Origin of the sequence: Bradyrhizobium sp. ERR14, assembly GCF_014198235.1 — a bacterium.
Taxonomy (GTDB): Bacteria; Pseudomonadota; Alphaproteobacteria; order Rhizobiales; family Xanthobacteraceae; genus Bradyrhizobium.
Window position 1 is genome coordinate 164,119 of the sequence record NZ_JACIHD010000008.1, and the last position, 19,114, is coordinate 183,232.

21 protein-coding genes are annotated in these 19,114 nt (G+C 62.9%); 2 read left to right on the plus strand and 19 right to left on the minus strand.

All coding sequences use genetic code 11. The features are described from left to right. The first annotated feature begins 21 nt into the window (after window positions 1-21). Window positions 22-609, plus strand: coding sequence for an invasion associated locus B family protein (locus GGD62_RS23145; RefSeq protein ID WP_183710365.1), 588 nt, complete (start codon window positions 22-24; stop codon window positions 607-609). Between the two features lie 15 nt (window positions 610-624). Here the strand turns inward: GGD62_RS23145 and GGD62_RS23150 are convergent, their stop codons facing one another. After that, window positions 625-1,056 carry a response regulator gene (locus GGD62_RS23150; RefSeq protein WP_312014278.1) on the minus strand — a complete coding sequence of 144 codons (432 nt, stop codon included), beginning with the start codon at window positions 1,054-1,056 and terminating at the stop codon, window positions 625-627. 132 nt (window positions 1,057-1,188) lie between these two features. Beyond that, the gene (locus GGD62_RS23155) at window positions 1,189-1,812 is read right to left on the minus strand and encodes a response regulator transcription factor (protein ID WP_183235942.1); all 624 of its coding nucleotides are present in this window, start codon (window positions 1,810-1,812) and stop codon (window positions 1,189-1,191) included. Window positions 1,813-2,120: 308 nt separating this feature from the next. Between GGD62_RS23155 and GGD62_RS23160 the strand changes: the two genes are divergently transcribed. Further along, window positions 2,121-2,804: a helix-turn-helix domain-containing protein gene (locus GGD62_RS23160; protein WP_092252051.1), complete on the plus strand. Its 684-nt coding sequence runs from the start codon at window positions 2,121-2,123 to the stop codon at window positions 2,802-2,804. Between the two features lie 257 nt (window positions 2,805-3,061). Here the strand turns inward: GGD62_RS23160 and GGD62_RS23165 are convergent, their stop codons facing one another. The 17 genes from GGD62_RS23165 to GGD62_RS23245 form a co-directional block, all read right to left on the minus strand. Next, window positions 3,062-3,541: a potassium channel family protein gene (locus GGD62_RS23165; RefSeq protein WP_183710369.1), complete on the minus strand. Its 480-nt coding sequence runs from the start codon at window positions 3,539-3,541 to the stop codon at window positions 3,062-3,064. Between the two features lie 380 nt (window positions 3,542-3,921). Next, window positions 3,922-4,347 (minus strand): hypothetical protein, encoded by a 426-nt coding sequence (locus tag GGD62_RS40890; protein ID WP_246800245.1) that lies wholly within the window; start codon window positions 4,345-4,347, stop codon window positions 3,922-3,924. A gap of 69 nt (window positions 4,348-4,416) precedes the next feature. Continuing rightward, complete coding sequence (locus tag GGD62_RS23175) at window positions 4,417-5,061, minus strand: transglycosylase SLT domain-containing protein (RefSeq protein WP_183710515.1); 645 nt, start codon at window positions 5,059-5,061, stop codon at window positions 4,417-4,419. A gap of 96 nt (window positions 5,062-5,157) precedes the next feature. Then, on the minus strand, window positions 5,158-5,643 hold the full coding sequence (locus GGD62_RS23180; protein WP_183710371.1) for a hypothetical protein: 486 nt from the start codon (window positions 5,641-5,643) through the stop codon (window positions 5,158-5,160). Window positions 5,644-5,708: 65 nt separating this feature from the next. Further along, window positions 5,709-6,224: a YbjN domain-containing protein gene (locus GGD62_RS23185; protein WP_183258880.1), complete on the minus strand. Its 516-nt coding sequence runs from the start codon at window positions 6,222-6,224 to the stop codon at window positions 5,709-5,711. 18 nt (window positions 6,225-6,242) lie between these two features. Then, window positions 6,243-7,289: a peptidylprolyl isomerase gene (locus tag GGD62_RS23190; RefSeq protein ID WP_210317907.1), complete on the minus strand. Its 1,047-nt coding sequence runs from the start codon at window positions 7,287-7,289 to the stop codon at window positions 6,243-6,245. Next, complete coding sequence (locus GGD62_RS23195; protein WP_210317908.1) at window positions 7,286-7,885, minus strand: hypothetical protein; 600 nt, start codon at window positions 7,883-7,885, stop codon at window positions 7,286-7,288. The genes GGD62_RS23190 and GGD62_RS23195 overlap by 4 nt, the downstream gene beginning before the upstream one ends. 2 nt (window positions 7,886-7,887) lie before the next feature. Continuing rightward, window positions 7,888-9,726: a putative porin gene (locus GGD62_RS23200; RefSeq protein WP_183710376.1), complete on the minus strand. Its 1,839-nt coding sequence runs from the start codon at window positions 9,724-9,726 to the stop codon at window positions 7,888-7,890. Window positions 9,727-9,779: 53 nt separating this feature from the next. Next, window positions 9,780-10,499 carry a TonB C-terminal domain-containing protein gene (locus GGD62_RS23205; protein WP_183710378.1) on the minus strand — a complete coding sequence of 240 codons (720 nt, stop codon included), beginning with the start codon at window positions 10,497-10,499 and terminating at the stop codon, window positions 9,780-9,782. Then, entirely contained in the window at window positions 10,496-10,870 is a 375-nt protein-coding gene (locus GGD62_RS23210) for a hypothetical protein (RefSeq protein WP_183710380.1), read from the minus strand. The genes GGD62_RS23205 and GGD62_RS23210 overlap by 4 nt, the downstream gene beginning before the upstream one ends. 170 nt (window positions 10,871-11,040) lie before the next feature. After that, window positions 11,041-11,445 carry a biopolymer transporter ExbD gene (locus tag GGD62_RS23215; protein WP_018319914.1) on the minus strand — a complete coding sequence of 135 codons (405 nt, stop codon included), beginning with the start codon at window positions 11,443-11,445 and terminating at the stop codon, window positions 11,041-11,043. A 5-nt stretch (window positions 11,446-11,450) separates the two neighbouring features. Next, window positions 11,451-13,346 carry a DUF2341 domain-containing protein gene (locus GGD62_RS23220; RefSeq protein ID WP_246800247.1) on the minus strand — a complete coding sequence of 632 codons (1,896 nt, stop codon included), beginning with the start codon at window positions 13,344-13,346 and terminating at the stop codon, window positions 11,451-11,453. Between the two features lie 92 nt (window positions 13,347-13,438). Beyond that, entirely contained in the window at window positions 13,439-15,106 is a 1,668-nt protein-coding gene (locus tag GGD62_RS23225; protein WP_183710385.1) for a ShlB/FhaC/HecB family hemolysin secretion/activation protein, read from the minus strand. A 319-nt stretch (window positions 15,107-15,425) separates the two neighbouring features. After that, window positions 15,426-16,415 (minus strand): FecR domain-containing protein, encoded by a 990-nt coding sequence (locus GGD62_RS23230; RefSeq protein ID WP_183710387.1) that lies wholly within the window; start codon window positions 16,413-16,415, stop codon window positions 15,426-15,428. 419 nt (window positions 16,416-16,834) lie between these two features. Beyond that, window positions 16,835-17,377, minus strand: a complete 543-nt coding sequence (locus GGD62_RS23235) for an RNA polymerase sigma factor (RefSeq protein ID WP_084674892.1) — start codon at window positions 17,375-17,377, stop codon at window positions 16,835-16,837. 190 nt (window positions 17,378-17,567) lie between these two features. Further along, complete coding sequence (locus GGD62_RS23240) at window positions 17,568-18,293, minus strand: energy transducer TonB (protein ID WP_183710389.1); 726 nt, start codon at window positions 18,291-18,293, stop codon at window positions 17,568-17,570. After that, window positions 18,290-19,063: an STN domain-containing protein gene (locus GGD62_RS23245; RefSeq protein ID WP_210286342.1), complete on the minus strand. Its 774-nt coding sequence runs from the start codon at window positions 19,061-19,063 to the stop codon at window positions 18,290-18,292. Before GGD62_RS23245 ends, GGD62_RS23240 begins: the two co-directional genes overlap by 4 nt. Window positions 19,064-19,114: the final 51 nt, after the last annotated feature.

Consider the following 19,114-nt stretch of genomic DNA (forward strand, 5'->3'; position numbering starts at 1 on the left):
GCCAGATCCGTAGGTGAAATCATGCCCAATGCCCGCGACTGCCTTGCCATTCTTCTGCTTATCACCATCGCCGGCGCCACGGCAGCGCCCGGCCATGCCGCACCGAAGGGCGCCCAGGGCGAGAAGCCGGCGGCCGAAGTCGCCACACGTGGTCAGCATGAAGCAAAGGACATCAGCTACGGCGGTTGGCAGAAGCTCTGCTTCAAGGCCGGCGGCGCGCCCACGCTGTGCCGGACCTCGATCACCGGCCAATTCGCGACCGGACAGACGGCCGTGCGCGTCGATCTGATCGAACGCGAAGACGCCGCCACGGCCCGGCTGCAACTGTTCGTGCCTGTCGGCATGTACCTGCAACATGCACCCAGGTTGAGCGTCGACCAGGGCGCGCCTTTCCGCCTGCCCTACACCTGGTGTCTCACCAATCTGTGCATCGCCGCCGATGTGGCGGCGCCGAAGATCATCAGGAAAATGGAATCCGGCAAGACCCTGACGCTCGAACTCGTCGATTCGAACCTCCTGGCCCTGACGACTTCGATTCCGCTGGCGCAATTCGCCTCAGTCCACAAGGGAACGCCAGCCAGGACGCTCGAGCAGCAGATCGACGAATAACGGCCGGAGTCGATCTTACGAGGTGCCGGCGCGTTCGACGGACTCGATCAGTGACTCGCCCGTAAAGGGCTTGATCAGATAGGCGATGCAGCCGGACCCAAGCGCCGCAGCGCGGTTCGCGGGGCTGTCGTTGCCGGTAATGTAGATAACCGGTGCGGTGACGCCCTGCTCAGCCAGTCTTCGCCGTACGTCGATGCCGGATTTTCCACCAAGATCGATGTCGAGGACGATGCAGATCGCGGTGTAGAATTTGCCGTGCTGGAGCAAGGCCCTCGCGGAGTCGAACAGCGTGGCGTCGAAACCGTGCCCACGCAGCAACCTGCTCAGGCTGGTCCGCATGGACCGATCGTCATCGACGACAAAAACGGACGGGCATAGCGGCAAGGCGATCTGCCTTTCGGGAGATGAACGAACTGCGAGCGCTGTGACGGCGGTGGGATACTGCACACGCTTGCTTTGCGTTGCCGACCCGGCGCCTGTGCATCATTGCGCACGCCTCGCCGTGCACTGTCAACACGCCTCGATATTGTCCTTTAGGGCAATCACACCGTGGGAACCGGGCTTGCGGTGACGAAGCAGCTAATGCTCGTTCGTACCGAGCATTCCGAGCCGTTCCGCGATCGAAACGAGTTCCGCAAGCGAATGAACCTGCATCTTCTCCATCACCTGATGGCGGTGAGCTTTCACGGTGCGTTCGGTCGTCCCGAGTTCATGCGCAATCTGCTTGTTGATCCGGCCGCGCACGATCAGATTGAACACCTGTCCCTCGCGTTGCGTCAGCGTGGCCAGATGAGTCCGAAACGTCTCCAGCTTGCTGCGCTGGGCGCGCGCCGTCCGCTGGCCCGCCAGAGCGCGCTCGATCGCATCGATCAACTGCTCGGAGGATATCGGCTTGGTCAGAAAGTCTTCCGCACCTGCCTTGATCGCCCGCACGGTAGTCGGCGTGTCTGCATGCCCCGTCAGGAAGATGATCGGCAGCGTCGAGCCGGACGCGATCAATCGCGCCTGCAAATCGGGGCCGCTCAATCCTGGTATGCGCACGTCGAGTAGAATGCATCCGGCCTGCTCGGGATCCAGCGCAGACTCCTCCAACTCCAGCGCCGACGCATAGGTCGCGACCTCATAGCCCGCGAGCTTCAGACGCCGTGCGATCGCAGTCCGAAAGGACTCGTCGTCATCAACCACGTGAACGAGACCCGACACCTTCAACCTCTCGCCCAGTTCCAGCGAGGACCATTGACGTCCTCTCGCTCGACAAAGTCAGCTTCAACAGTTTGAGAACCGAAATATCTGCTTGCAATGAGCCAAATCCCCGCAGCGGCAGCGCTTTCTCATTCTGCGCACCAAGCGCCAGAAGCTGTCCCTTGGTACAATGAACCTAGGGACAATGGATTGAAATACTGCCTTGGGCGTAAATCAACCCGGCGGGAGCGGGACAGCGCGGCGCATTCCCAGCAGCGAAAATTCTCGTCGAACGGACCAAATTCGGCGATGAGCTGAGGACTTGGCCTATGTTTGTTCGCATCACAACCGATTCCGCACTGCGTCCCAATTCCCTCCGTGACCTCGGCATGACCAGCGATTCAAATGCGCTCGTCAGTTTAAGCGAATTTTCGTACAGAAAAGGCACCGAGATTTACGGTGAGAAAGAGCCCGCCGAATATGTCTATCAGGTCAAGGCGGGCGCGGTGCGAAGCTACAAGCTGTTGTCCGATGGTCGCCGGCAGATCGGCGCATTCCACCTCATCGGCGACATCTTTGGGCTCGAGAACGGTGGGGAGCATCGATTCACGACGGAAGCGGTCGTCGACACCACGGTGCGCCTGATCAAGCGGCAAAGTCTTGAAACGGTGGCCGAGAGCGATGCCATGGTAGCCAGAAACCTGCTCAGCATGACCACGAACAACCTCCAGCATGCGGAAGACCACATGCTGTTGCTCGGCCGCAAGACCTCGCTGGAGCGGGTCGCGGCGTTCCTGCTCGAAATGGACAAGCGGCTGACGGCGGCGGGCGTCATCGCGCTCCCGATGTCGCGACGCGATATTGCCGACTATCTCGGCCTGACGCTGGAGACCGTCTCACGCGCGCTGTCGCGCCTGCACGAGCTCGGCATCCTCGGCTTCATCGGCAACACCCAACGGCAGATCGTGTTGCTCGACCGGAACCAGCTCGCCAGCCTCGATCTGCAGCCTTGATCTTGGTTCGACTTGCACCCGGATCAGCGTCTACTAGACGGCGCGTGACGCGTCGTCGATAGAGATCGCGCGACCTCCAATCGCCGGTGACGATGATTTGAACGCCCATGCAAAGCAGCAGGAATGCTGACAGTTTCGTCACCGGTGCCTCCTCACCGAACAGGCGCGCCATGAAAGCGAGCCCGTACGGGTTGATGATCGCGAACAGATCGCCCAAGCCGAACAGGAAATCGGCGATGAGTCCCGATCCCGTCACATTATCCACGCCGCTCCGTTGCGATGCTCGGATTACCCCGAACCGGTCCAGATGCCTTGACGGCTTCGAGATGGTCGAGCGTCTTGCGCAGGACCTCGAACAGCACGGCCGCCGACCATCCAAACAGCAGCACCCCGTTCATAGCTGTCAGTGGGCCAATGAGCCGCCACTCGCGAACGGGCGTGACATCACCGTAGCCGAGAGTTGTATAATTGACGAAGGCAAAATAGAGCAGTCCGTTTTCGACAATTGCCGCGCCGACAATGCCGTAAGTCGCGGCCCACACGAGGACTTCGAGTGTGTGCGCGACCATCAGCACCACGGCGGTGGCCATCATCACGCCCATCAAGTGCGATCCCGGCCGCGTCGTGTGACGCAAACCTGCGCTGCGGGCTATACTGACCGCGACGACGGTCACCAGTGCGTGCAGCCCGATACCGACCAGGCTAACAAGCGTGCCGACGAGAAATTGAAGCATCATAGCGCCCACCGCATTGCAACTGGCTGGTCCTGGTCTTCGATCACCGAGTTCCGAAACGACTGCGTCGCCACAGCTGCATCAGGTCAGCTGCTCGGCCCATGCCTAGCTGGGCGCCGCCGGCAAGCGTCGTGATTGATCCACGTCAATGGTGGATCGCATCATGGGGGCCACGGAAAAGCGGTAAGATAACATGCGGACCCTATAGTCGTTCAAGTCCACCCCGGGAATAGCAGATTTCATGACTGCGCTGGGCCCCGGTGACAGCTTCGCGAAGCATCCAAAGCAGCTCCGCCGTGGGAATCTGATTGCTTCGTCAGCAAACCGTCGCGAGAGCTGAGACGCTCTCGGAGCACGATTCCGCTAACAGGCCCTGGATCCCTTCATCGATGCCCGATCGGCGAGGAGAACACCGGCGGCGGCGGCCGGTAGGGAGTGACGGAAACTCCGAAGTTCCGGCCATATTGCTGCTGAACACCGGGGATGTTGACGACCCCGAGCTTGGGGTCAGGCGACCTGGCATCGATGGGCGGCAGATTGATGCTTGGATTGACTCGATCGACCTCCCTCCTGAGCTTCTGGTTGAGGCAGTCCATCGATCGGCTGGATCCGATCTCCACCTCTACGCATCTGTCTGGCGCGGCCGGCGCGCGGCTGCCGTTGGGCGGGGCCGACATGCGGCCATCAGGAGCGATCCTGGGTGCGCTGTTTCCGATTACGATCGGCGGAAGAATGTTGACCTGCTCTTCGGCCACGGCTTGTGACAGGAGACAGGCTGTCAGAACGAACGAAGGCGCTACCAGCCGCATCGCGATCTCCTCTTCCAAAGAGTGGGCGCGAACTGGCTCACCCGGACAATCCGTTCGTGCGCACGGCCCCTATCGCCCTGCCCGCGCCTGCGCAACGAGCGCGCTGAGCTGGGTGTTGAGCGCAACAATATTCACCGTGCCCGTTCGCGATAGGCCCACACATTTCCGCCCGCAGCCGCGGCCCGATGGAGCCGGCTCGCCAAACGTCGGCACGGGAACACTGCCGGTCACGCGAAAGCCGCGAGCGGTGAGCTTGGAACGCACCGCCATGCAGTAGTTCACCGAAAGGAATGAGAAGCGCGTTTCGCCATGGCCGGCGCGATATTTCATCGCGGCGGTACAGAGGTCGCCGCCGGCGAGGCGCCAGGCCTTCGCAAGATAGACGACACCGTAATGGATGTTGATCTCGGGCACGGCCAGATCGGCCAGCGTGCCGGAGAAACCGAGCATGCGTGCCGTCGAGGGCAGGATTTGCATCAAGCCGACTTCGCCGACCCCGCCGACGGCCCGGGGATCATATCCGCTCTCCACAGCCATCACCGCCTCGGCGATCTCGGGCGCGAGACCGGCCTGCGCGGCCTCCTTTTCAATCAGGGCGCGATAACGCGAACCCGCATCGGGGGCTCGCGGTGGCTGCGCTTCGACCGCAGCGTGACGAACGTCGACCGTTCTCGGTGCCGAGGTCGTCTCGGCGCGAGCGCCTGCCGGCAACAATTGGGCGAGCAGAAGCAATCCCGGGACCAAAGCCGTCGACGGCAACGACATCATTGACCGCGCCAAGCCAGCGCTCCCGTTGCGGGCCGACATTTTCTATTTCTCCTGCTGCAATCGATCCGTCGCCCGCAGCGAGAACCGCAAGTGCAGCGGTTGCAGCATCTCGGGCGGTGGCACACCAACATTTCCTCCGGTCAGCAAGGCCCGAAGCTCGACGGAAGCCTTGGGGTCATCGAGTCCGTCGAGCTCGACGCGGTGCAGCCGACCGTCCGACGATACCCAAGCTCGCAGAACGAATGTCACAGGCGCCGCATCGCCGCCTGTGACGCGGCGGTCCAGGTACTCCTGGAAATGTCGTGCCCTTTTGTCGTCGGACGCCAGTCGCTGCTCGATCTTCTCCTTCAATTGCCCTGCGAAAGCCTGCCAAGCCGGCGGAGCTGCATCGGCCGCACGGTAGTCGCTCCTGTCCGCGGCAACGGGCGATGCGTCGACGCCAGCTCCGGCGGCAAGCAAACCGGCCGCCGCAGCCAGCGAGCCGGCGATTCTATTCCACCACGTTGCGCGGAATTCACGGTCGGCCATCGTCAACATGTCTCGTTGGACTTGCGCGCGAACTCTTTCCGAATGACTCGGGACATCGCAACGCGCTACTGAAGAGCGGCCGCCGGGCCGCCGACGTCGGCGTTCTCGTATCCGGCTGCCTGTTCGACCGGCGCCGTCGTTCCCTTCCTGGCCGACAGCTCGCGAAGTTCATCGCGCAAATAAACGATCAGCTCCTGGACCAGGCGATCCCAGATGTCGATCTGCGCGCGCAGATGGTCCGCGGTCACGCCGCCCGCGACCGAGACATCCAGGGAAAGCACGAGGAACTGCTGGCTGAGTTGAAGACGCGCAAACCGGCGCGTCGCGTTCCAGCGATTGACCAGATCGAGCGGAAGCTCGCCCTGAACCTGGAGCACCGCAGTAAGGGCTGCATCGACGAAACTCTCCGCGTCCGCGAGCCAATTCCCCGGACGAATGTCGAAGGTCAGACCGCCAGTTGCCGAGCGGAGATAGGTCAGATTGACCACGGGATCGGTGAGCTCCTCCACGCGGTAACCGACCTGTTGCAGTGCTGAACGCAGATCATTGAGCGTGAGCTTGACGATAATTGTATTGGACATTGCTAACTCCACTGCGACTCATTTCCGGGAATTGTCGAGCAAACCCGAAAGGGCAAGCTCGTTGAGAATGGGCGGGTTCTGCTTGAGCAATTCAGCGAGATAGGCCCGCCGCAGCGCGGTGGCCCGCTCGCTGCGCATCTGCTGCACCAGCTGATCGCGCACTTCGGGCAAGGTCCGGGTGTAGGCGACCTTTGTGTCGATCAGCTTGATGATGTGCCAGCCATCGTCGAGCCGGACGGGCTCTGAGATCGTATTCCTGGCCAGTCCCTGCACCTGCGCCTTGATCTCAGGCCGGATCTGGTTTTCAGCTACCCAGCCGAGATCGCCGCCGCTTTTTGAATCGCTATCCGCCTGTGCAATCGTGCCGAAATCGGCGCCTGGCGCCTTCAGCTTCGCCTGGATTGCTTCGATCGCCTTCTTCGCTTTGTCGTCAGCTGCCTTGTCGCCCTCGGCCGCTGCGACGAAAATCTGCGCGAGGTGGAACTGACGAGGCACCAGCAAGGCGCCGCGGTTGGCGTCGTAGACCTTTTGGACCTCGTCCTCGCTCGGGAAACTCTCTGGAGGCGTCGAGACCGATTGTAGATAGATCTCGACCACGGCGTTCTCGCGCACGCGATCGAGCTGCGCCGCGACTTTGGGCTGCTGATCCCACTTCTTGGCGATCACTTCCTGCAAGACCAGCCGGTTGGCGAGCAGCATGCGAACCGCCTGGCTCAGCAGCGCCGGGTCCTTCGCGAGCGCCGCTTGCTCGCGCGCTCCCAGCGCGCCGACATAAGCGCGGAGTTCCTCCGCCGAAATATTGGCCTCGCCGACCCGGGCGATGACATCGTCGCCGCCGGTCGTCCTGGCGGAAGCAAGCCCCTGGGTCGACGGTGCGGGGGGCGCCGGCGTCGGCGCTGTCGCGGCGGGAGCCGCCGGCTTCGGCTTCACCGCGGGTTGAGCCGGACGTTGAGGCGCCGGCGCGGTCTGGGCAAGCGCCGTCTCCACCGACAGGCCCAAGATCGCCACGGCAGCTCCGACAACAAGGGTCGATCTCGACGATCGGATGACGTTGGGACGGTTCATGGTGTTGCCTTCTGGTCAAGCAGCTTGTCGACACTTTCCTGGACGAAATTCTGCGCGCCGACGCGGCCTAGACCCGTCAGCGGCTCGCTTGCGACTGCGGAATCGCCCAGTGTCAGGCTGCGATATCGATTGAGAATGTCGCGGCCGACATTGACGAGTTGCACGTTCTTGGCCTGGCAGCTCTTGGTGCTCGCCTTGAAGGCCGCCGCCTCGCCTTCGAACTTGGCACGCTCTGCGTCCTTGGTGCGGGCGACGGTGGCGGCCTCCTCGTAAGCGACCTTCCACTTCTCCAGCGTCTGGTTGCGCTCCTCCAGACGCTGATTGAATTCATCGACTGCTTCGCGATGCTGCTTCTGAAGCTGCTTTGCTTCCGCCTTGGCCGCATCGATCTGCGCCTTCAGGGCCGCCTTCTCGCGGTCAGCGTCCGCGATCTTCGCCTGCAGCGCCGTGCGCTGGTCCTCCATCTGCCGCGCCTGTGCGATGGCGCTGCGCAGCGCCTCGCGCAAGCGGTCGGTCTCGCTTTCGGCATGAACCTCGCCACAGAACATCGCGGTCGCGATTGCGGCCGCCACGAGACCGGGAATCCGGGAAAGCATGATCAGAACCTCGCGTTCAGATCGACTTGCAGGACATCGACGGCGTAAGGCACGCCCGCGATGTTGTTCGCGCTCAGCCAGCGGACGCTGGCCCACACGTCATCGCTGAGTCCGACATTGCCACCGACGAAGTAGCCCTTGAGATTGGTGCCGCCGAGCCCGAAATCGGAATCGACGAACGCGTCGATGGTGGCGTCGGATTGCAGATATTTGTAACCCGCATGCACGTTCCAATCCCAGAGATGCTTGATCTGCCTATGGCCGACGGTGACGCGGCCGAGCCATCCCTGATTTCCGCCGTTGAAGGCACCTGGCACACCGGCCACGACATCGGGCCCGCGGTTGTTGACGGCATATCGATTCATCAGATTGCGGTCGAACGCGCTGTTCCAGACGTACTCGCCGTCGAGCACGATATGCACCGGGTGGAAATGGCCGAGATCGAACTGCACGCTGCCGACGACAGGCCGATACTGCCCGACCAGACCAAAATATTGAAAGAGCGGCGGCACGGCCACCGCCGGGTCGGAGACGATATTGCGCAGCGTCGTATAGGTGTTGCCCTTCTGGGCGAACGACGGCCGGGTCACATCGCTGTCGCACAGATCCGACGATGACTGCACCAGACAGGGGCTGGAGAAGCGTCCCTGGACATTGGAGAAATCGTAATAGGCGGCGGCGACGCGCATCGACGTTTCGGAGCTGAGGCGCGCCGCCACACCCGCCTGGCCGCCGAACAGCCATTTGTCGTGGCTGGCGAACTTCGTGACCCCGCCGGTGTTCGCATCGAAATTGGCACCGATGTTGAAGTCGGTATTGTAGATCGGGAACGCACCGGCTACCGCGAACGGCGTGACGTCCTTGGCGATCTCATACTTTCCTTGCACGGCTATTCCGTCGAAGCCGAGATCCTTGTGCCAGACGAGATCGGTCGGCGACCAGAACGGATTGTCGAAGCGGCCGACGGACACCGACAGGTTTCCATCCCAGGATTGATGCTTGAGATAGCCCCGATCGAGCCACAGCGCATATTTCGAGAAGTTGCCGCCGTTCGCGCCAAGCGACTGATTGGTGGAGACGGGCGAACTGTTCTCTCCCGTCGCGATGCGTATGCCCGCGGTAAACCCATTGAAGATGTCGGCCTCCATGCCCAGGCGGGCGCGAAGCCGGGCCTGGTGCCGGTCCTGCGTGGCGTTGTAGGTCGGCGCGAAGCTGTTGCTATTGAGATCGTACGGGGAGCCCGTGTTGATCGCGTTGAAATTATAAGCGTGAAGCTGATCGTTGCCTTCCGGAAAGAAGCTGCCTTGATAGCGCGAGCGTATATCGCCCGTGAATCGGATCCGCTGCGCCCACTCCGGATAGGCGCCGGGCGAAGCCCAGTTTTCCTTTTGCGCCTTGGCCATCACTTCCTTCTTGATCTCCTCGCGCAGCTGCCGTTTGACCACCTCCGGCACGTACGTGACGTGCCGGGTGCCGGGCGGCGAGGCAGCCGCAGTTGCTGCGGTCGCGGCCTTTGCCGCTTCATCGGCCTTGGCGGCGGCGTCCTTCGTGGCCTGGCGCGACACATAGGCTTCGTCGTCGGCCTGCTTGATCAGCGCCTGGGCCTGCTCCTCCTTGATCACGCCTTGCTTCACCAGCAAGTTGACCAGGTTGATCGTCGTGTTCGACGACAGCGGCTTTGCGTCGGACACGGTGGGACGCTTGGCTTCGGACTTCTTCGCCGCCATCGGGCTCTGATCCGGTGCGGCCTGGCCAAAAGCGGGCGCCGCGACGGCAAGCGCACACAGCGATATGGCGGTCGACGACGTCAGGCGGCGTACGTCGCGTTTCTTCTTGAACATAAGTCCCCAGTCCTCTGCTAGTCACTCGACTCGAACGAATTGGTTGCGGCGGATCAGCTTGGCCGGCGCGCCGTGACGCGCGTCACCATCGGCATCGGCATGTCCCTGGGTGGCGGCTCCCGCAACACGAGACTGCCAAGCACGTCGTTGCGGATAGCGGCGTCGAGCTCGGCGTCGCCGGTCGACGAGACCAGCTGAATGCGACTGACGCGGCCGGTCGCATCGGCCCACAGCCGGATTTGCACCTGCATCGTCGCGTTGCGCGTCTTGCCGTTGGCGCGGAGCGCCGCCTCGATCTGCGACTGCACGATGGAGGCATACCAGCCCCAACGACTGCCGCCGCCTCCTCCGCCGCCATAGGGGCTGCCGCCCACCTTGCTGCCGAGATTGAACAGGTCGCCGGGCCCGACGGCCTTGGCGTCGAGCGCCAGCGGACCCGGCGGCTCTTCGTTCTTGGCGTCCTTGATCGGCTCGTCCTTCGGCTTCTCGACCGGCTTGTCTTCCTTGAATTCCGGCTCCGCCATCTTCGGCTGCTCGACCATCTTCTGCTCGGGCGGCGGTGGAGGTGGCGGCGGAGGCGGCGGCGGCGTGATCGTGACGACGGTCAGCTCGCGCACCTGGCGCGGCGGCGGCATATCGTCGTGACCGACGAGCAGGAATATCATGACGCCAAGGACGCCAATGACGGCCAGCGCAGCGCCGTAACGCAGCCATGATTTCGCTCGCGGCAAGGTTGGCGGCCGCGGCCCGCCCTGCTCGTTTGGTGTCGTCATGACACCGCCTCGAGCGCTACCGGTTCGGAATTCCTGCCGGTGACGTACTGCACAACGAAATTCACGACCGTATCGAAATCGGTTGTATCCAGCGTGATCCTGGCATCGGGAGCCGCTTCGATGACGACGTGATAGGTGGCCTGATCGGGCAGGAAGTCGACATAGGCAACGCGATCGATCGACAGGCGCGAGCCTGGGCAGCGCGACATCGTCAGCAGCAACGGATCGCGTTCGGGGGCGCGGCTCGCGACTTGCTTGCGCAGCAGGTCCGCAAGCTTGACCAGCAGGGCTTCACCGCGGATCGGGAAATGAAGCACCGTGCCGATATCGGGCGCGCTTCGTCCGACGCCGGCTTGCTCGACCTCCCGCATTCCAGCAGTCGGTGCCCGCGGCTCGAGCGAATGCGCGCTTACGAGGGTCGATGGCACGTCGACGGCGGCCCGGTCCGCACCGGACGATATCCCGCGAAGCCATGCCCACAAGGCCCTGGCTCCCCTTCGCGGATCGGCGCGCATAACCATGGAGGTGCCCATTCGTTCCGTCACTTCACAAGCGGCTTGGTCGCGAGCCCGACCTGCGTCAGGCCGACACGGCCAAGCAGGTCGAGCACGTCCATCACGCTCTGATATTGGGCTTGCGCATCGCCGCGCAGCACCACGGGGAATTCCGGCGTCAACGCCTTCTGCTGCACCAGGCGCTGCTCGAGCTCCGGCAGCGTCACCGGGATCGTATCGAGGAAGATCTTGCCGTCGTTGGCGACCGTGATCGCCTTGGTGGTCTGGGTAGCGAGGCTCGGCGCAGCTGACGCTTTCGGCAGATTGACCTTCTGGCCCTGCACAGTCGCCGTCGTCATGATGATGAAAATCACCAGCAGAACGTAGGCGAGATCCAGCATCGGCGTGATGTTGATGTCGTCATACGGCTTGGAGTCGTTCTGGACCTGCATCGTCGTTACTCCGCGGCGATGCTGCGTTCGATCTGGTCGGCGGAGTAGAACTCCGCCATTTTCGTCACGAACTCGTCGACGAAGACCTGGATGTCGGTGGTAAGATCCTTGATGCGCGAGATCAGGTAGTTGTAGCCGAACAGCGCCGGGATCGCGACGCCGAGGCCGGCGACCGTCGCTACCAACGCGGCGGCGATGCCCGGGGCGATCGCATTGACGTTGACGTCTCCGCTGGCTGCGATGGCGGCGAAGGTGATCATGACGCCAACGACGGTGCCGAGCAGGCCGAGGAACGGTCCGCCCGAGATCGCGATGGTCAGCACCACCATGAGCCGGTTGAGCCGTTGCGTCTCCTTCACCGAGCCGCCGTCCAGCGCGGCGCGGATGGCGGCAATCGACGCGGCCGAGAGCACCGGCATACGCTCGCCCTTCCCGGCGAAGCGATGGCGGATCTCCGAGGCCCCGATATGGTAGATGCGATAGAGCGACGACGCCTGCATCATCTTTGCATCGACTTCGTCGACCCGGCCGCCCAGGGTCCAGACCTCGTCGGCAGCGCCGCGATCGAGCATGGTGAGATCGGCCGCGAGCTCGCGGAAGCTCTTCATGAAGCGCGCGTTGGCCTTGGCTTGCTTGTTCAGGTAGGAAGCCCTGTCGTACATCACGACCCAGCTGACGACCGCGAGGATCAACAGGATGCCGATCACGATCCAGCCGTCGAGCGTCACCGATTTCAGGATCACTGCGAAGTAACCCGACAGCCAGCTCGCGGTCTCCTCGTCGACGCTGAAAGTCACGAGCTTGGCCTGGTTCGGTCCCTGCCCGGTGGCGACGAACTTGATGAAACCCGGCGACCGCGCAACCTTTGCGAACTGCAGTTCGTCGATGTCGCCGACGAAGCCGGCCATGGCCGCGGCGGCAACAGTTGCGGCCTCCGGTGCCGGGGCTGACGCATCCGGAGCTGCCGCACCGTCCGCTGCAGACGATGGCTGTGCCGCCGCGGCACTGGCCACGGGTGACGCAGGCGCTGCATCGCCCCCGACCGTGGCATTCGTGCTAAGCGCCGGCAGCGTTGCCGCGAGCGACGCATAGGGTGCACCATCAAGATAGAGCACGACCTGGCCGCCGTTCGCGACGACGGCGACATGATGCCAGCCATTCGGCGCCAGCGGCGCAGCGGCGCCGCTGCGTTGCGCGGACCCCGCGTTCGTGACCTCCACGAACGGCACGCCATTATCCAGCCCGATAACGAGACCGTTGGCGCCGTCGCGGCGGCTATACAGGGCTGCGTTGGGCTGCATCGCTCCTGGCTTGATCCAGGCAGACCATGTGAATGCAGCGTTGTCGCTCAAGGCGAGCGACGATGCAGCCGGCAGAGTCAGCACGCCGCGACCGTCGAGGCGCAAGCCGGTGCCGATCAGCGAGCCGTCTGCGGGCTGGCCGACGCTTTGCGCATTGTTGGCCCAGACCGACGCGTCCAGCGCCGGCGTGCCCCGTTCGTTGAAGTGATAGACCAGTAGCGTATCCGGATCGTAAGTCCCCTTCGGATCGCTGGTCGCGACCGCCTTCTTGTTGCCCGAATAGAGCCAGATGTCGGTCTTGGCGCCGGGCTGAAGGTTGGGCACGGCCACCCAGAGCAGCGCCTCGCCGAGCAGCGAGTCGTACTTCTCGATGTGGTGCTTCAGCGGTGTCTTGTCGTCGCCGGCCACGAAGCGCAGGTCGCTGCCGTCATCCTTGGCGGATGCAAAGCGGAAATTTCCGACATGCAGCCGAACCAGGACGGGCGCAGTCCCGATCGGATCGGTAATGCCGGCACCCGATGCGCTGGCGTCGATCGTGATCTTCTTGCGGAGCTGCCACTCGTCGTTCCACCACGCCCTGGCAGGCGACGGACACAACATTGCGGCCGCAACCAACGCCGGCACCAGTCCTGTCAGAGCTCGCCGAAGCGCCGATCGGCACACGCCAGCCATATGATCCCATCCCGCAGTCATCAGAATTCACCCCAGATTCGGAAATTGACGCGCGGACTCCTCGCGCTCGAGTAGGTCTGACTGACCATCGGCACCGAATAAACCAGCGTGCCGTTCAGGTAGTCGAACATCTTGAATCGGCTGCCGACGCCGTAGCTCCACAGATTGAACTGCGATTGCTGGTCGGGAAGTGCGTTCAGCATGGTCGCCATGCCGGCGTCCGCAAATGCGAACGCCCGCCATTCGTTGAAGATCGTGAAGCGCGCCTTGCCCTGCCCGGTCTCGTCCTTCATCCGGCTTTGCAGCATCTCGCCCACATTGGGGCTGCGCAGCTCGAGATTGCCGACAACGCCGTTGTCGCCGAGCGTCTCCGACTCGAGATAGCCGCGCACGGTGTCGAGGCCGCCGACGCTAAACTGCTCGCTCGAGACCAGCGGTCCGTCCGCGACCTGTCCCTGCACCTTGCCGTAGAGCTGGAAGCCTTCCGGCAATTCCTGGGTATGCGCGACATCGACGTTGAAATGGGTGAAACTGGGGGAAGCCGCGTAGCGCTTGTTGTCGAACGGCACCACGCCATCGCCCAGCGGCCGCAGGTTGTAGGTGACGGCGGCATTGAACTGGGTCGTGAACCCCTCGTCCTGGAATGTCGCGCCATAACTTGCGACAAACGGATAATAGGTGACCGGAGACGAGAAGCCGACACCGCCGAGCTTCACGGTCTGATCGAAATGCTTGTAGTCGACCCCGGCCGAAAGCGTATGGAACAGGTTTTCCCGCGTCGGCAGCGTCATCACCGCGCGACTGCCGATGATCTCTCCGGGCCCGATCACGTTCGTGCCGCCCACGGTCGCGACATCGCTGCTCGATTTCACACCGTAGAACAGGACGCTCAGCCAATCGACGTTCTGCACCCGCGCCAGATAGGAGCCGGAAAACACTTCCGCGTCGCCCGGACGTTCCGGCGCGACCTGATAGCTGAAATTGACGGAGTGGCCGAGCTGCCAGAGATTGTCGTAGTGCACCGTGCTGCTGACACGCAGCGCCGTCGTATTGGGGGACTTGCGGTTATTCACTTCGACGTTGGCATGTATCGGGACCTTGTCCTCGACATTCAGGTCGACGTCGACCGTGCCCGGCGTCACACCGGCGCGCAGGGCGGGAGTTACGCGTCGATCGGGCCATTGGTTGAGCGCGACGATATCCTTGGTAACTTCGTTGAAGTTCGGGACCGTCCCCTCCTTGAGAGAGCTCGCCCCCTCGGCGATCTTGTCGAGCCGGAAATAGCGCGCGTTCTTGACCCGCAGACGGCCGACCTTCAGCTCCGTCACCTTGAGGGTGATCATCCTGGCCTGCGCATTCTGCTGCGGAACGGAGACGCTGACGGTCTGATAACCCCTGTCGTGATATGCCTTCTCGAGTGCCGCCCGCGCCTTTTCGACGTCGTCGGCACTCTTGTTCGGCCCGAGATATGGATACACCGCCTCTTCGATGTCGATCTGCGGGAGCGTCTCGGCGCCCTGGATCGCGAAATCGTCGATGTCGAACCGCTGCACGGCGGCGGCCGGCTTTTGCGCGGCAGCAGCTTCACTTGCCGGGGGAGCGGAAGGGTTGTTAGTCTTCGGCGCGCCGGCTGCGGAGACGTTGGCCGCATGGGCCGGAAGCGCGGCAACGAGGCCGCCGGCCAACATGCCCGCCGTCAGACAAAGCAACGCCGTGCCCGCCGACGCATGCCGGCGGTGCTCGCAATCAATTCCACTTTTCACAGATGCCCCGCCCGACTCCCGAACCAGCTAAACGAGGTCACGGCCGGACACCGTGATCACGTCCCCTCGCTCTAAAGACGATTGGGCCGCGCCCAACCCGCAAAACTTTTTTGCAAGATCGGGAAACGTTAGCGATTATTTTAGGAGCAGCATCTGGCGTGACGTGCCGGCATCGATTCGCGCGCAGTAACGAGAATGGGCGCGGCAACGAGTCTGCGCATATTCGAACCCGGCCGGATGAGGCTCAACCGAGCAGCACAACTCCGCCCGGCAGCGACCGCGCCTGGGCTCCGAACAGCTGCTGAACCTGGGGCACGAAATCCCCGAGCTTGTCGATCTGAAACGTGCCGTTGACCATGCGGCGTTTGAGATCCGCATTGGTGATGATGATCTTGCCGGAACGATAACGATTGACCTCTTCCACGACGTCCGCAAGCGGCCGATCGCGGAAGATCAGGAGCCCTGCTTGCCAGGCTGTCACCTGCCCCGTGTCGACCTGCACCGAGGCTTCGATGCCGCCCGGCGCATAGGACACCTGCTGTGCCCTGCCAAGTCGCACCGTTCTCTCGCCTTGCGCAACATCAACGCTGCCGCTCAGGCAGGTCACCGACACGGCGCCATCGAGGCAACGCGCGTTGAAATCCGCTTCCACCGCGGAGATCTGACCATTCGCCGCCAGCAGCACAAAGGGGGTGGCGGCGGACGTCGCCGCTACAGAGGCTTCGCCCGATATCAGTTCAATCCGGGTTTCGTTTGACGCCGAACGCAGCGCGATGCTGGTCTGCGTATTCAGCTCCAGAGACACGTTCGGCGCGACCGCGATTTTGCGCAACTCGCCCTTTCCGGTCCGGTAATCGGCGGAGAGTTCTCCGAACGACGGCCAAAGGCCAAGCGGCGGACGAACGATTGCGTACCCCACCGCGGCCGCTGCCGCGGCGCCCGCACCTCCCAGAAAGGCGCGCCGTCCAATGGGCCGGGACACCGGTCTTCGTGTCAGCCGTGCGACGTCTCCTGTCACCGGCCGATCCGCCAACTCCTGCGCAGCGACGCCCCCATGACGAAAGACCCGAGCCGCGTTCCTGAAGGCGGCTTCGTGCGCGCCGCTTTGCTGACGCCACGCTTGCAGCGCCTCGACGTCTGCCCTGGTCGGTTCACCCGTCTTGAGGCGAACGACGAAGTCCAGGGCTTCGTGCAGAAGCGCATCCGGCTCAGTTGTTTCGTTGGTCGCGGTCAAGATCCCTAGCCCATCTATCGCACTCGCCAGACCGGTACCCACACCGGGCCAAAGACGGTCAGAAGCGATATGTTATCGATTACCCTCAATTTCGAACAGCGCCTTCCGGGGCCGGGACAGCGGCCGCAACGCCCCGGCAATCAACGGCAAGACACATCCTCGTTCGGGGAAGCGAGCGGCCGCGACTGCCGGCTTAGCCCACCTTGCAATCGCTGTCACTGCCGTCACCTGCGTCATTCCCCCGGAAGTCCTCTGTTTAGCTCGCGGCCTGAGACGCCTGCCGGTGCATCTATTCGATAGACGAATGGCGCCCGGCTATCCCGAAGAAAAACCGTGCAAGGATAGCCTATCGATCAAACCTTCTGCCTGCGCCAGGCGAAAAAAGCCCTCCGATGCGCCGGGTTGCAATATCGACGCGCTCAGGATCGCGGACGCGGGCCGCCGAGACGGCGTCGCAATGTATGTTCGAGGCTGTCGGCACAATGGCCAAGCGCCAGCTTCAGATCGCTCTCGACGGTCCGGATGCTGACATTGAGACGTGCTGCGACCTGGTGCGCTGGTTGCCCCTCGATCGAAATACTCCGAAGAACCTCGCGGGGCCGTGGCGGCAACTCGGCAAGCGCGCGCTTGAATGCCTCGATTTCCGAACGCGCCTCGACCACTCTGGCCGGATCGGGTTCGTCATCACGTATATCGAGAAGCGCATCTATCTCCGACGCGCTGACACGATAGTTCTGCGCTTTCTGGCGATCCTTCGCGATATTGATGGCGGTACGAAAGATGTAATCGGCAGGACTGCGTACGGGCTCGGCATCCGTGACTCGGTCGAGGCGCAGAAACGTTTCGTGCAAGGCTTCGTGGGCGAAATCGGCCGATCCTAACCGGCGCGTTAGCTTCCGGATCAGGCCTTCATAGTTCTCGACCAACTGCCCCCGCAGCCGTATTCGATTGCTATCAGCCACGTTTCACGTGCCCAACATACTCTGGTATTTCCGGCGCAAACATTGCCTACGCAACTACTGCAAAAGGTTCGGAAGGTCGTAGCGTTGCCGGGCTACACATTTATGACACAAGGCGCGAGCGACGACATCGCGTCCGGCCCGCCACTGCACGAATGCCTGTCCATCGCCCAAGCACGGACTTCATGACGGGTCAAAATTCGAGCTCCAGATGAATATTGAGCCGATCCGGCAGCTCGGGCGGAATCGGCGGCAGCGGCTGGGCTCGCCGGATGGTCTCGATCGCCTCCTTGTCGAGCAGCAATTGACCCGAGCTCGTCCGAACCCAGACGCCGAGTAGCGTACCATCCCTGGCCATGGCGAACTGCGTAACGACCGTTCCTTCAAGGTGCATCGCGCGCGCCGCGTTGGGATAGCGCTGATAGCGCGAAACGTGCCGAAGCAGCGACTGCTGAAATTTGATGGCGGCACTGCTGGCAGGTCCGCTCACGGCGGACGGCGCCGACATGACATTTGAGGGCGGAGCGTCTCCGGGCGTGAAGCTTCTCGCTTTCGGGACCGGAACGGGATCGTCGGATGGCGTCGGATTTGGATCCTTCAATGGCGTATCGGCGCGGCTGGCGACATTTGCCGTTTCCGGTTTAGAATCCGAAGCGACTGCTATCGGAACGGCATCGGGCCGCGGAAGCAGCTGAACCTGCACGATCGCAGCCGACTGTTGTCCCGGAGAGCCGGCTGGCACTTGCATCCTGATCCAGTAAACGCCACCAACGAAAAGAACGGCCGCCAGGGCGGGAATACCCAGCAGGCGATAGAACTCTCCTGATGGCGAGGCGGCATCCAGGTCGTCGTCTCGATAGGATCCAAAGACCGCCGCTCGTCCCTTCTCGTTTCCGGGGCGGACATCGCTGTCGCTCATTGCAGGGACTTCACCATGATGACGACGCGGACCGGCTGTGGCGTATTCGCTGGCGCCGGCTTGCTGATCGTCAAGCCCCGAAGCGCCGCCGACACCGCAAGATCCCGTTCATGGTCCCCGGTCGAGCGGAATAACTCGGTGCGTTCGATCGTGCGCGCGGGATCGATCCAGATATCCAGCACCGCGCGATAATTGCCATCGCGCGTCCTTGCGTTCTTTCGAAGTGCATTCTGAATGTCCATCTGCACTCTTTGGCTATAATCCTGCAATCTGGCGGCGTCGTCGGCATCGCCGGTCTGACGCACGCGCAATCTTCCCAGGAACAGGTCCGATGTTGCGAGCGGAGCCGCCGGAGGTGCATAGCCGACACCTTCTGCGCTGGGAAGAGCAAGCGTGATGGCGTCGGGACGAATATAGCGCACCTTCAGCTCCGTGCCCGCGAGCAGCAGGTTCAGCGCTTCATCGGCGGCATACGTTCCTTCAACCGCGACCGACGTTCGACCGACCGCGGAGTTGCTTTCATAGAGCACTTGAATGCCGGTGATCTGTCCATAGGCTTGCAGCGCACCAGCCAGGGACTGTGCCGGAATGCGGAATGCGATCGGCCTTTCCGCACGCGCCACCCGGTCTTCTTCCGCGGCATTGGCGCCGAGGATGACCGTCATCAGCCAGGCGGGCAATAGCACCAGCAAGCGGAACGCGGCGCGGCGACCGCCTCGAGGACCGTCGGCATCCGACGCCGCGACGCCATGCAATGTAACTGCTTTCATCGTGCTGCTCTTGTCGACCAGAAACCGCACTTCGGCTGTTTGGATCGTTGA

Bases quoted from the DNA above. Each gene is read 5' to 3' on its own strand.
- GGD62_RS23145 (WP_183710365.1), top strand. From the start codon at position 22: ATGCCCAATGCCCGCGACTGCCTTGCCATTCTTCTGCTTATCACCATC.
- GGD62_RS23160 (WP_092252051.1), top strand. From the start codon at position 2,121: ATGTTTGTTCGCATCACAACCGATTCCGCACTGCGTCCCAATTCCCTC.
- GGD62_RS23165 (WP_183710369.1), bottom strand. From the start codon at position 3,541: ATGATGCTTCAATTTCTCGTCGGCACGCTTGTTAGCCTGGTCGGTATC.
- GGD62_RS40890 (WP_246800245.1), bottom strand. From the start codon at position 4,347: ATGCGGCTGGTAGCGCCTTCGTTCGTTCTGACAGCCTGTCTCCTGTCA.
- GGD62_RS23180 (WP_183710371.1), bottom strand. From the start codon at position 5,643: ATGGCCGACCGTGAATTCCGCGCAACGTGGTGGAATAGAATCGCCGGC.
- GGD62_RS23185 (WP_183258880.1), bottom strand. From the start codon at position 6,224: ATGTCCAATACAATTATCGTCAAGCTCACGCTCAATGATCTGCGTTCA.
- GGD62_RS23190 (WP_210317907.1), bottom strand. From the start codon at position 7,289: ATGAACCGTCCCAACGTCATCCGATCGTCGAGATCGACCCTTGTTGTC.
- GGD62_RS23195 (WP_210317908.1), bottom strand. From the start codon at position 7,885: ATGCTTTCCCGGATTCCCGGTCTCGTGGCGGCCGCAATCGCGACCGCG.
- GGD62_RS23200 (WP_183710376.1), bottom strand. From the start codon at position 9,726: ATGTTCAAGAAGAAACGCGACGTACGCCGCCTGACGTCGTCGACCGCC.
- GGD62_RS23205 (WP_183710378.1), bottom strand. From the start codon at position 10,499: ATGACGACACCAAACGAGCAGGGCGGGCCGCGGCCGCCAACCTTGCCG.
- GGD62_RS23210 (WP_183710380.1), bottom strand. From the start codon at position 10,870: ATGCGGGAGGTCGAGCAAGCCGGCGTCGGACGAAGCGCGCCCGATATC.
- GGD62_RS23215 (WP_018319914.1), bottom strand. From the start codon at position 11,445: ATGCAGGTCCAGAACGACTCCAAGCCGTATGACGACATCAACATCACG.
- GGD62_RS23220 (WP_246800247.1), bottom strand. From the start codon at position 13,346: ATGTTGTGTCCGTCGCCTGCCAGGGCGTGGTGGAACGACGAGTGGCAG.
- GGD62_RS23225 (WP_183710385.1), bottom strand. From the start codon at position 15,106: ATGTTGGCCGGCGGCCTCGTTGCCGCGCTTCCGGCCCATGCGGCCAAC.
- GGD62_RS23240 (WP_183710389.1), bottom strand. From the start codon at position 18,293: ATGAGCGACAGCGATGTCCGCCCCGGAAACGAGAAGGGACGAGCGGCG.
- GGD62_RS23245 (WP_210286342.1), bottom strand. From the start codon at position 19,063: ATGAAAGCAGTTACATTGCATGGCGTCGCGGCGTCGGATGCCGACGGT.